Raw genomic sequence first — 11,957 nt, 5'->3', positions numbered from 1 at the left:
GCCTTCTCCACGAGCGCCCGCAGCGGGAGGCGGCCCGGCGGCGAGTGCCCGCAGCGGGAGGTCCCCCCTCAAGCGCCCGCAGCGGGAAGCCCCCCGCGAGCGCCCGGAGCGGGAGGACTAGTCGCTCAGGCGGAGCGCCAGCGCTTCCAGGGCGAAGCGGTAGCCGTCGGCGCCCAGGCCGCAGATGACGCCCTCCGCGATCGGCGAGACGAACGACTCGCGGCGGAAGGCCTCGCGCGCATGCACGTTGGACAGGTGCACCTCGACGACCGGCAACTCGGCGGCAACCAGCGCGTCGCGCAGCGCAACGCTCGTGTGGGTGAAGCCGCCGGGGTTGATCACGATCCCGGCTGCCTCCCCCATCGCCTCCTGGATCCGGTCGATCAGCACGCCCTCGTGGTTCGACTGGAAGGTCTCGACCTCGACGTCGAGCTCCTTGGCGGCGGCTTCGAGGGAAGCGTCGATGTCCGCCAGGGTCTGGGTTCCGTAGACGTCCGGCTCACGTCGGCCGAGCAGGTTCAGGTTCGGCCCGTGGAGAACGAGGATCTTCGTCGCAGCCTGCGTCATCTTCGTTCCCTCTCCCGGTCATGGCCCCGAGCAGGCCCTCGTCACCGCCGTGTGCGTACGGCTCGGAGATCAGGGCTCAGAGCTCGGCGCGCACGTCGAGCGCGTATCGGCGGACGAGGTAGCGCGCCTTGCCGAGATTACCATCGGGCGACAGCGCGAGCACGAGGACGAGGTCGTCGTCGATCGTGTGGAAGACGAGATTCACGCGGTCGAGGGAGATCACGGCCTCCCGCATGTTCCCGGTCGCCAGCGAATCGGAAGCCTTGGTGACGTCCGCCAGGATCCGCCCGAACTCGATCCCGGCGGTCGTGACGTCGCCGTCGAGCGGGTCGCCGGCGGGCGGATCGCTCGCCTCGACCTGCGTGATGGCAATGCCGTCGAGACCCATCAGCGCGGCCCCGAAGCCCCCGCCGCAGTCGTCCACGATCGTCTGAAGAATCCGGTCGAAACTCATTTCATCTCCTCCCCTCGGCGCGCGGGACTCACTGCGCTCGTCCCGCCAGGAGATTCTCGAGCCATTGCTCGAGGGTCGTGATCACCTGAGCGCGCGACGGGCCCTCGCCCTGCGCGTCGGCGGCTTCTGGTTCGGCTTCTCGAGGCGCGACTGCCGCCCGGTCCAGCGGCGCGTCGGGTGCGATCGGCTCGGGCCAGATCGGCGCCTCCGCCCAGGCCGCATCGGTCCGGATGCCCGACCCGGTCGTGTCTTCATCGGCGCGCGCCCCTTCGTCGGCGACCCCGTAGACGTCGCCATCGAGCTCGCTCAGTCCGACCGGCTCGTCCAGCAGGACCCGCTCGGCGACATCGTTGACGTCGTGCATCTCGTCGGTCTGCGCCTCGGCTTCCGCGAAAGCACGCTCGAGCTCGTCGTGCTCGATCGGCGCCAACAGGTCTTCGTCGAGCGCTTCGACGGCGTCGACGACGAGGTCGGACTCCTCCGCGACGGCCTCGACGACGAGGTCGGATTCCTCCGCGACGGGTTCTGCCGGGTCGGCCTCGATGACATCGGAAGCCTCCTCATTCGATTCGACCTCGATGACGTCGGGTGCCTCCTCGGTCGATTCGACCTCGACGACGTCGGATGCCGACTCTGCCTCGACCGGCTCAGCGGCGGGGTCGAGCGAAGCGAGGCCCGTCTCGGCGGCCCAGTCGTCGAGGGTCGCCTGGAGGATCTCGCGGGCGTCCGCGCCTTCCTCCTCGGGAAGCCTCGCGAGCGCGAGCACCAGCCGCGCCGGCCACTCGGTGCCTTCGCCGAGGGCTGCCAGCGCGAGATCCGTCCGGCCCGCGCGACGATCACGTTCGGCCGCCGCGATCCGCTCCAGGCGATCGCGACGGGTCCATGCGGATACTTCGAGCTCCACCCTGTCCGGCCCCCCTCCGGTTCGATTCGAGCAGCGTGCCCCGTACTTCTCAGGCGCGCCAACCCGCCGGGAGGATCTCCCGGGGCGTGAGCGCCACCGTGCCGGATTTCCCAATGCCTTCCAGCACGACGAAGTGGATCTTGCCGCCTCGCTTCTTCTTATCGACGGCAATCGCAGATAGATAAGCAGATCGCGGGCGATTCGGGACCCGGGTGGGAAGACCGGCACGCTCCAGCACGGATTCCAGGCGCTCCCGGGTGCCGGCGGGGGAAAATCCCAACTCTTCGGAGCGACGGGCCGCGAACACCATGCCGATCGCGACGGCCTCGCCGTGAAGGATCCCGCGGTAGCGCGCGTGCTTCTCGATCGCGTGGCCGAGCGTGTGCCCGAAGTTGAGGAGCTTACGCAGTCCCCCTTCCCGCTCGTCGCGCTCGACGACCTCGCCCTTGATCGCGCACGACCGTTCGAGCGCCGGCAGGACGACCTTCGGGTCCAGATCGAGGAACGCCTCGATCCGCGGCTCCAGCCAGTCGAAGAGGGGCGCGTCCCAGATGGCGGCGTGCTTGATGAGTTCCGCGGCGCCGGCGGCGCGCTCGCGGCGAGGGAGGGAGCGGAGTGTCGCGATGTCGAGGAAGACGCCCTTCGGCTGATGGAAGGCCCCGACGAGGTTCTTGCCCTGCGCGAGGTTCACGCCGGTCTTCCCCCCGATCGAAGCATCGACCATCGCGAGTACCGTCGTCGGGACCTGCACGAACGGAATCCCACGCAGGAAGCTCGCCGCGGCGAAGCCCCCCAGGTCGCCGGCGACGCCCCCACCGAGGGTCACGACGCCGGAGCTGCGATCCATGTCGTGCTCGAGGAACCGGTCGTAGAGCACGCCGAGCTGCTTCAGGTTCTTCGTGGCGTCCCCGTCCGGGACGACGATCCGGTCGACCTTCGTGCCGCGCGCGGAGAGCCCCTTCGTCAACAGAGGCGCATAACGTCGCGCCACGGTCGGAACGGTCACGATCGCGACCCGCTCGGCCTGCAGTAGGTCCGCTGCTCTCCCCCCGATCGTCTGGAGCCAATCGTCTCCGAGCTCGACGTCGTAGCTGCGCTCGCCGAGCCGAACCGGGACCTTCGCGCGAACACGTCCGCGCCCCGAGAGGCGCCCCTGCCCTGTGCGCTTCGTCGTCGTCGTCCGTTTTGCCTTCTTCGTCGCCTTCCTGGCGGCCATGGCTTCTTCCCGTTTCCTGGCCCGGCCGTCAGCGGCCGTGCATCGCCGAGACGATCGCGTCGACCACGGCCTCGGGCTCCCCCGTGGCGTCGACGCGGATCGCGGCGCGAGCATAATAGGGCTTCCGCTCCGCGAGGAGTCCTCCGAGCTTCGCCCGCTGGCCTTCCCGACCGAGCCCGGCGAGCAGCGGACGGCTCTCGGCGTCCCCGATCCGGGCGAGGAGGGTCTCCGGGTCGGCCTCCAGCCAGACGACCGTGCCTCGTTCCGTCAGGAGATCCGCGGCCCCGGGCTGGACGATCGCTCCGCCGCCCAGGGCGACGACCGCCGCTTCCAGGCTCGCGGCCTCGATCGCGGCCCGCTCCCGCTCCCGGAAGCCCGCCTCCCCCTCGCGCTCGAAGATCTCGGCGACGCTTCTGCCGGCGGTCCGCTCGACCTCGTGGTCCGTGTCGACGAAGGTCCGGCCCAGGCGGGCCGCGAGAGCCGGGCCGATCGTGGACTTGCCCGCGCCCATCATGCCGACCAGAAAGACGGGCCTTCGCTGGGCCTTCGGATTCACGCGCTCTCCACTCACGGACGCATCATAAAAAAAACGGGGGGAGCAAGCTCCCCCCGTCCTTCGGGTTCCACCGGCGGAGGCCTCGCTGGACCTCCGTTTCGATGGTTCCGATCTACTCGCCGAGCGCCCGAAGGCGACGGATCTAGTTGCTGGCCATCTCGGGCAGCCGCACGATGCGCGGCGTCACGAAGACCAGCAGCTCCTGGCGGGAGTCCCGCACGGAGTTGCTCTTGAAGGCATTCCCGATGACCGGAATCCGGTGCAGGTAGGGAATCCGGCTCTGCGTGTTGCTCTTGGTGATCGTGTAGATCCCGCCGAGTACCAGCGTCTGACCGTCCTTCACCAGGGTCTCGGTCATCGCCTCGTTCCGCGCGATGGCCGGCGAACCTGTCGGCGTCTGGACCGAGTCGTCCGGTGCGTTCCGGCTGACCTGGATCTCCATGATGATGCTCTCGTCGGCCGTGATGTGCGGCGTCACGATGAGCGACAGCACCGCGTCGATGAACTCGAGCTTCGCATCGCCCCCTTCGAAGGTCTGGAAGGGAATCGACACACCCTGTTCGATTCGGGCTTCCGTGTTGTCGAGGGTCACGATCCGCGGGCTCGAGACGACCTTGCCGTCACCCGTGGACTCCGCGGCCTGGATCTGGGCATCGACCCGGAAGTCCTGGTCGAGGATCAAGGCGCCGACCGTCAAGAGCCCAGTGGGCACCGCGGCGATCGGGTTGGCGAAGGCCAGGCTGTTCTCGTCGATCAGGTTGATGCCGTCGTTGGCGAAGTCCAGGTCCCGGCGCGGCGTGTCGGGATCGAAGGGATCCGTGAAGCGCTGCGTCTGGATGCCCCAGACCGAGCCGAGCTCGCGGCTGAAGTCCAGGCTGGCCTCGACGATCTTGGCCTCGATCATGACCTGCGGCGTCTGGGTATCGATCGCCGAGATGAGCGCGCTCGCTTCGTCGATCACGGACGCGATGTCTTTGATGATCAGCGTGTTGGTGCGCTCGTCCAGGTTGACCGTGCCGCGGGCGGAGAGGAGGCGCTTGACGAGCCCCTCCGTGTCCTTGACCGAGGCGTAGTTGACGGGCAGGAGCTTGACCTCGAGATCCTCGAGCTTCTCCTTGTTGCGGCGTTCCTGGAGCCGGACCTCTTCCTCCGCCTTGAGCACGTCGGAGGGCGCGATCCGGAGGACGTTGCCCACCCGGACGAAGCCCAGGCCCTTGGTCATGAGGATGACGTCCAGCGCCTGGTCCCAGGGCACGTCGACGAGTCGGATCGTCACGTTCCCGGAGACCTCGTCACCGGCGATGATGTTGAGATCCGAGACCTCCGCGATCAGGCGAAGCACGTCGGCGATCGCCACGTCCTTGAAGTCGAGCGAGACCCGTCGGCCACGGTACTCCTTGCCATCGATCAGGCCGCCCTCTTCGAGCACCTCGATCGCGGCCGGAACCTCGACCGCCGCCGGAGCAGCGGGCGCCGCCTGCGGCGCGTCCCACATCGCGTTCGGATCGGCGACGGGCATCGCTTCCATCGCGCCACCCGACTCGAAGCCGGGCGCCGCGGCGGCCTGCGCCACCTCGATCGGCGCCGCCGGCGTCGCGATCGCCTGGATCGGCGTCGGCTCGGACGTGAGGTCCGTCGGCGACGGGGCCGGAGCGTCCATCGCATAGGGATCCGCCATCGGCGTCACCGCGGCGACCGGCGCCTCGGCGGACGTCGTGCCCGCGATGGGCTCGACCGGCGACTCACTGAGCGTCAGACCCGTGGCCTCCTGCTCGCCCCCCGCGTTCGGGAACGCCGGCGGCGCGGCGGCCGCGATGCCCATGTCCTGGAACTCCACGAAGAGCATCGAACCGCGGCGGCTGATCACCGGCTCCTGGTTCGGCGCTCGCGTGAAGACCACGCGAACTTCCGGAGTCTCGACCTCGGGCTGCTGGAAGGCGTGGATCATCGAAACGGGTCCGCCCTGCTTCGGGAAGATCCGGTCCGACGCCTCGTCGCTGATTCGGGCACCGGGGATGCTGACGACCCAGGTCGACGCATCCGGTGCGCTCGTCGTGTAGGCGAGCGTGTCGTCCGCGAGGATCGCCGTTCGGTCGAGGCCCTCGGTCCGCTCGTAGTGGAGTCCGTAGACCTCCGCGAGCGAGAGGGTCGCGAGCGCGGCTTCATCCGCGGCCGGAGCCATCTCGAGCGCGGTCTCTTCCACCGCGACGATCTCGACCGGATCGGACTCCGCAGCGAAGTCCTCCGCGGGCGCCATGAACGCCGCTTCCTTGGCGACGACCGGGGTCGTCTCCTCGGCTGCGATCTCCATCGGCGCTTCGTCTGCGAAGGCCGGCGCGTCCTCGATCGGCTCCTCGGCCATCGGCGTCGCCGCCGCGGTCGCGGAAGCGATCCAGGCCGCCTCGGATCCGTCGAGCGCATCGGTCATCGCCTGAGCGAGGGCCTCGCCGCCGCCGACCGCGATCCAGAGGCCCGTGGTCCCGGGCATGATCTGACGACCGGAGAAGTCTCCCGCCGCCGGACCGCCGTCGATCACGATCCGCACCTTCTCGGCGTGAGCGCCGAGGCGCACGCCGGTCACGAGATCGGACTCCACCGAGATGCTCGTGGCGGAGCTCGCCGCCGCGATCCCGGGCAGATCCACGACCAGTCGCGCCGGATTCTCGAGCGTGAAGGCCTCGAGGGCGCCGATCCCGCCGTCGGCCGTGAGACCGACGAGGACACCGCCGTCCGTCGCCTGGGCCGAGACGCCCGTGAGGGTCGTCGCCGCCGGCGGGGCCGCCACGATCGGCGCCGCTTCGGGCTCCGTACCGAACGCAACCTCGGCGTCGTCCGCCGCCATCTCTTCCGACTGCCAGGGCGTGGCGTCCGTCGGATCCTCGTCCCAGTCCTGCTCCGCCTCGGCGGTGCCGAAGGGGGCCGGACCCGGCGTGACCCGAATCGTGAGGCCCGCGTCCGTCGAGACGACGTCCGTGATCCCCGCGCTCGCCATCACGATCTCGACCCGAGTGAGCGGCGTGCCGCCGTCCTCGTCGTAGGTCGAGAGCGTGACGAGATCCACGACTCCGTCGTAGGCCGCGACCTGCTGATCTTCGTCGCGCACCGCCCCTTCGAGGTCACCCTCGTCGGGCTTGCCGACGCCGACCAGGTCGATCACGACCAGGTTCTCGTCGCTCGGTGCCGTCACCGAGTAGATCGGGTCGATCAGACCCGCGAGCGTGACGACGGAATCGTCACCGTCCCGCGCGACCGAAACGTCCCCGATCGTCTGAACCATCGAGGTCGCCTCGACGCCCGTCGTGGGCGCCTCCGGCGTCGCACAGCCCATCGCGACGATGGCGACAACGATCGTTGCCATCGCGCTCCGGATACCAATAGAAAGCCATCCGTTCTTCGGATCGACCATTGAGCTCACCCTCCCTGGCTCAAACGAATCCGCAACTCCACGTCCTTCGTCGTCTGCTCACCTGCGAAGTTCTCGTAGGTCTCCTTGACGAGGACGAGGTTGTCACCGATGTGAATCACCTGACCGTTGTTCTTCCCGATCGCACTGCCCTCTCGCACGATGTACGAGCGACCACCCGGATCGAGGATCAGGGCGCGCGGATTGCCCGCGTCCCAGATCACCGCGGAGAGCTCGAGCTGACCCAGCTCGAAGTCCCCCAACGGCCCAAAGTCCCGCTTCTGCTCTTCGTCGGAATCGTCCGCGGCGAAGCGGATCGAGCGGAAGGGGTCACGCTTGCCACGCGGGTCGTAGAAGTAGTCGGCCTCGCCCGCGGCGTAGCCGGTCCCTCCACTCGACCCCTTGGCCTGCGTGCCCTTCTTGCTCTTCTTCTTCTTCTTGACCTTCTTGCCCTTCTTGCTCGTGTCGCGGTTCGCGAGCGCCTCGCGCTCCTTCTCGAAATCCGCAACACCGGGCTTCCCGGACTGGTCTTCCTCGGCGCATCCCGTGGCGATGACCACGAGGGACAGCGCCAGGAGGATCACCATCAAAAGCTTCGAATACTTCACTCGTCCCCGCTCCTCGACTCGACCACCCATCGGATCAAGCCTCGCCGCTCAGGAATCGGAAGGTCGTCGCCTTGCCGGAGACCTTGAGGCTCGTGCCCGTTCGGGTCTCCTTCGCGACGTCGATCTGGAGAGCGCCCACGTTCACGATCCGCGGCAGTGTCGCCACCATCTCGAAGAACCGGGCGAGATCGTGGTAGGTGCCTTCGAGCTCCAGGTTGAAGGGGACCTCCGCGTAGAAGTCACGCTTCACTTCCTTGTTCCGATCGATCGTCTTGATCGAGACGCCTACCTTCTTCCCGGCCGTGCTGATGTCCTGGAGCAGGTCCTCGAACTGCTTTCGGTTCGGAAGCTGCTTCAGGGCGAGATCCAGGTCGCGTTCGAGCTCGGCGACCTCCGCCTCGAAGGCAGGCAGGTTGTTCGCGACGGAGCGCGCGTTGTTCAGCGTGCGCTGAAGCTCCTGCGACTGCGTGACCAGCTCGGCGCGACGGGCCTGCGCCGGCTGATACGACACGTACCAGTAGAGACCCACCAGGCTCACCAGCAGGACGCTCACGACCGCCAGGCGAATCGCCTTCGGGACCTTGGCGAGCTGCTCGATCTTCTCGTCGAAATCGACGTTCATGTCCAACGCCATGACTCCCCCCTGCTCAGGACTCGGCCTCGTCGGCCTTCTTCTTACGGGCCGGCGAGGTCATGTCTGCGCGGATCTCGAAGTTCACGAGGCGGACGCCCTTGACGACCTTGCCTCCCGAAGTCTTGTCGAGATCGACGTTCTTGAAGTACGGCGACGCGTTCAGGCCGCGGAGGAAATCCGCGACGACGCCGGTGTCGAGACTCTGCCCCTCGAGCTTGACGCCCTTGCCCTTCGTCGTGACCGAGGTGAGCCAGAGACGGTCCGGAACGCGCTGAGAGAGCTCGTCCAGGATGCGAACCGGTCCGTTCCGCGCGCGCTCGAGGCTGTCGATGACGTCGAGCTTGCTCTGGAGCTGCTTCTTCCGCTTCTTGAAGCTCTTCACGAGCTTCTTCTGCGGCTCGTAGCGCTCGATGTCCGCCTGAAGCTGGGCGACGCTCGCTTCCGCCGCGGCCAGGTCGCTCTTCACGCCCTTGTCCGTCAGGAAGACCCCGCCGCCGACGACCACCAGACCGAGCACCAACAGGGCGATGGTCTCGCGGAGATCCGCCGCGCGCCGCGCTTCGCGATGCGGTAGGAGGTTGATTTCCATCATCATCAGTCGAGTCTCCTCGTGGCCAGTCCGATCGCGACCGAGAGCAGCGGCGCCATGGACTCGAGATACGGAGCGTCGAAGCCCTTGCTCGGCAGCATGTGCGAGAGGGGGTTCAGCAGGTCCGTCTCGAGTCCCGTGCGCTCGGCGAAGGCCGGGGCGAAGCCGGAGATCTTCGAACCGCCGCCCGAGAGCAGCACCTTCGTGATCCGCGCATCCGCCGCCGTCGCCGCGAAGAAGTCGAGCGAGCGGCTGATCTCACCGATCACGTTGTCCGAGACGTTCCGCATGGCCTGCTCGACCTCCTGCGGAATCACGTCCTGGACCTGGCCGTCCTCGCCGGGGGCGCCACCCATCTTGATCCGCTCGGCCTCCTCGTACGACACGGAGAGCGCCTTCTGGATCTCTTCGGTGTACTGGGCGCCGCCGGTCATGATGTCCCGGGTGAAGGCCGGGATGCCGTTGCGCAACACGTTGATGTTGACGACCTGGCCGCCGATGTTGACGAGCGCCGTGACGGCTTCGGGATCCTGCTCGTAGTTCATCTCGAAGGCGTTCTGGACCGCGAAGCCGGCGACGTCGATCGCGACGGGATTGAGGCCCGCCTCGCTGATCACCTGGACGTAGTCGTCGATCAGGTCCTTCTTGGCCGCGACCAGGAGGACGTCCATCTGCCCTTCGTCCTCGTTCGAGTCGAGGATCTGGAAGTCGAGGTTGACCTCGTTCACGTCGAAGGGGATGTACTGCTCCGCCTCCCACTGGATCTGATCCTCGAGCTCCTCGCGCGTCATCTGCGGGAGATTCACGCGCTTGACGATCACGCTGTGTCCGGAGACCGCGGCGGCCACGTCCTTCGCACCGATCTTGCCCGCCTCGACCGCTTCACGGATCGAGTCGACGATCGCGCTCGAGTTCAGGAACGCGCCCTGAACGATCGCTTCGGAAGCGAGCGGCGCCTGTCCGAGGCTCTTGAGCTCGAAGCCCTTGTCTCGGCTCTTCGTGGAGATCTCGACCGCCTTGACCGAACTCGACCCGATGTCGAGGCCGATCAGCGAGGCCTTGCCGAAGCTCGGAAGAGAAAACTTCATCGCGAGGATTCCCCCTGTCCTATTGCCGGTATCCGGAGAAGTCGGACGTATCCAAGCTCCCCAGCGTGTCCGGGACGTCCATCTGGCCGAAGACCCGATCCTTGTCAGAAACCTTCAGCCCGAGGGCAAGGAGGATCTTGCGCTTGGTATCGAGCCGGCACGGGCGCCCTGCTTCGACGCGATCGATCGTCAGCGTCGAAAGGCCTGCCTTCCGCGCGAGTTCGGCTTTGCTCATCATGAGGTTTTCGCGAAACCTCTGAACCTGATTACTGGCCACCGGTCATCCTCCGGGACCCGAGCCGCTCTGGTCGGGTCCGACTTCAGGCGTATCGGGTCGCTGTTTCAGGGACTTGAGGGCGCTCGGCGCGGCTTCGTTGTGCGGCGGATCACATCTGATATGCGCGCAACGGAATCGCACGTCCCTGCTACAAGAGGCGTAGGCCGTGGGCATTTGGCAGCGCGCAATTCGTTTCAGGGCGGGCCCTCGTCGACCGATACGCAGCGCATGTTCGATCGAATCCTGGTGATCGATGCCGACGCGGCCGTCCGCGAGGACCTCGAGATCGTCCTCTCAGACGAGGGCTACGAGGTTCAGACCGCCGACCGCGGCGAAACCGCGCTGGACCGGATCGAGACCTCGACGGTCGACGCGGTCCTCCTCGATCTCCACGTGCCCGGCCTGGAGGGCTTCGACCTCCTGCCGCAGATCGCGCGCCATCTGCCCGGCGTTCCGATCATCGTCATGTCCGCCGTCGGCGACGAACGCCTCGCCGTGGAAGCGATCCAGCGCGGCGCCTACGACTATCTGGCGAAGCCCATTCAACCCTCCGAGATCCGCCTGACGCTGCTGAAGGCCCACCAGCGCGAGGTCCTGCGCCGCAAGACTGAGCTTCTCCAGAGGGACATGAAGCAGTCCCTCGGCGAACGCGCGATCGTCGCGGCCTCGGACGGGATGATCGAGCTCCTCGAGATGCTCGAGCGAACCGCGGGATACAAGTCCACGGTCCTCGTGACCGGCGAGAGTGGGACCGGCAAGGAAGTCATCGCACGTGCGATCCACGCCCAGTCTCCGCGCCGGGAAGCCCCCTTCGTGGCCATCAACTGCGGCGCGATCCCCGAGAACCTGCTGGAGAGCGAGCTCTTCGGACACGCCAAGGGCGCCTTCACTGGCGCCAGTCGCGCCCACCGAGGTCTCTTCGCCGAAGCGGATCAGGGCACGCTCTTCCTCGACGAGATCGCCGAGCTGCCGGTCTCGCTCCAGGTGAAGCTCCTGCGGGCGATCCAGGAAGAGGAGGTCCGCCCCGTCGGCGAGACCAAGAGCCAGCGGGTCGACGTCCGCGTCATCGCCGCGACGGCACGCGACCTCGAGCGGGAAATCGCCGAAGGCCGGTTCCGCGAAGACCTCTTCTACCGCCTGAACGTCGTTCGCCTCGAGGTCCCGCCCCTGCGCGAGCGCCGCGAGGACATCCCGCTCCTCGTCGACCACTTCCTCGCGCGCTTCCGCGACGAGCTCGGGAAGCCGGTCCGCACCGTCGCCGACGAGACCCTCGATCTGCTCGTGGGGTACGACTGGCCGGGCAACGTGCGCGAGCTCGAGAACCTGATCGAGCGCGCGGTCATCCTGACGGACGGCGACACGATCGAAGCGGGCTCCCTGCCCTCCGTGGTGGGCGAGCCGAAGTCCCTGCCCACGGCCCCGCCCGCGCTCGAGGACGAGCCCGACGAGGACCTGAACCTGAAGCGCGCGCGGAAGTGCTTCGAGGCCGGCCTGATCCGAAAGGCTCTCGCGCGCACGGGCGGCAACCGAACCCACGCGGCGCGTCTGCTCGAGATCAGTCACCGCGCCCTCCTCTACAAGATCAAGGACTACGGGATCCGGGACTGAGCGCCCGGACGGCGATACGGCCTCCGCCCCCCGCCGTCGCGTCCTGCGCACCC

Annotated in this window: 12 protein-coding genes; 1 reads left to right on the top strand and 11 read right to left on the bottom strand. The window is 67.7% G+C overall.

What is annotated here, in order from left to right:
- Nucleotides 1-117: 117 nt before the first annotated feature.
- The 11 genes from aroQ to NXI30_21810 form a co-directional block, all read right to left on the bottom strand.
- On the bottom strand, nt 118-567 hold the full coding sequence (gene aroQ, locus NXI30_21860; protein MCR9096876.1) for a type II 3-dehydroquinate dehydratase: 450 nt from the start codon (nt 565-567) through the stop codon (nt 118-120).
- A 76-nt stretch (nt 568-643) separates the two neighbouring features.
- Nucleotides 644-1,021, bottom strand: coding sequence for a hypothetical protein (locus NXI30_21855; GenBank protein MCR9096875.1), 378 nt, complete (start codon nt 1,019-1,021; stop codon nt 644-646).
- 28 nt (nt 1,022-1,049) lie between these two features.
- Nucleotides 1,050-1,925 carry a hypothetical protein gene (locus NXI30_21850; protein ID MCR9096874.1) on the bottom strand — a complete coding sequence of 292 codons (876 nt, stop codon included), beginning with the start codon at nt 1,923-1,925 and terminating at the stop codon, nt 1,050-1,052.
- A gap of 49 nt (nt 1,926-1,974) precedes the next feature.
- The gene (gene aroB, locus NXI30_21845; protein ID MCR9096873.1) at nt 1,975-3,141 is read right to left on the bottom strand and encodes a 3-dehydroquinate synthase; all 1,167 of its coding nucleotides are present in this window, start codon (nt 3,139-3,141) and stop codon (nt 1,975-1,977) included.
- A gap of 28 nt (nt 3,142-3,169) precedes the next feature.
- Nucleotides 3,170-3,712, bottom strand: a complete 543-nt coding sequence (locus NXI30_21840) for a shikimate kinase (protein MCR9096872.1) — start codon at nt 3,710-3,712, stop codon at nt 3,170-3,172.
- 127 nt (nt 3,713-3,839) lie between these two features.
- Nucleotides 3,840-7,055, bottom strand: coding sequence for a type IV pilus secretin PilQ (pilQ, locus tag NXI30_21835; GenBank protein ID MCR9096871.1), 3,216 nt, complete (start codon nt 7,053-7,055; stop codon nt 3,840-3,842).
- Nucleotides 7,056-7,108: 53 nt separating this feature from the next.
- The gene (locus NXI30_21830; protein MCR9096870.1) at nt 7,109-7,708 is read right to left on the bottom strand and encodes a pilus assembly protein PilP; all 600 of its coding nucleotides are present in this window, start codon (nt 7,706-7,708) and stop codon (nt 7,109-7,111) included.
- Nucleotides 7,709-7,742: 34 nt separating this feature from the next.
- Nucleotides 7,743-8,342: a type 4a pilus biogenesis protein PilO gene (locus NXI30_21825; protein ID MCR9096869.1), complete on the bottom strand. Its 600-nt coding sequence runs from the start codon at nt 8,340-8,342 to the stop codon at nt 7,743-7,745.
- Between the two features lie 13 nt (nt 8,343-8,355).
- A complete protein-coding gene (locus NXI30_21820; GenBank protein MCR9096868.1) occupies nt 8,356-8,937 on the bottom strand; it encodes a PilN domain-containing protein in 582 nt (193 codons plus the stop codon).
- On the bottom strand, nt 8,937-10,019 hold the full coding sequence (locus tag NXI30_21815; GenBank protein ID MCR9096867.1) for a pilus assembly protein PilM: 1,083 nt from the start codon (nt 10,017-10,019) through the stop codon (nt 8,937-8,939). Before NXI30_21815 ends, NXI30_21820 begins: the two co-directional genes overlap by 1 nt.
- 19 nt (nt 10,020-10,038) lie before the next feature.
- Nucleotides 10,039-10,296, bottom strand: a complete 258-nt coding sequence (locus NXI30_21810; protein ID MCR9096866.1) for a helix-turn-helix transcriptional regulator — start codon at nt 10,294-10,296, stop codon at nt 10,039-10,041.
- 228 nt (nt 10,297-10,524) lie between these two features.
- Between NXI30_21810 and NXI30_21805 the strand changes: the two genes are divergently transcribed.
- Complete coding sequence (locus NXI30_21805; protein ID MCR9096865.1) at nt 10,525-11,904, top strand: sigma-54 dependent transcriptional regulator; 1,380 nt, start codon at nt 10,525-10,527, stop codon at nt 11,902-11,904.
- Nucleotides 11,905-11,957 lie beyond the last annotated feature (53 nt).

Source organism: bacterium (assembly GCA_024742285.1).
Taxonomy (GTDB): Bacteria; Myxococcota_A; UBA9160; order UBA9160; family UBA4427; genus UBA4427.
Note: the sequence above shows the minus strand (reverse complement) of the source record. Positions and strands in the feature narration are given on the sequence as shown.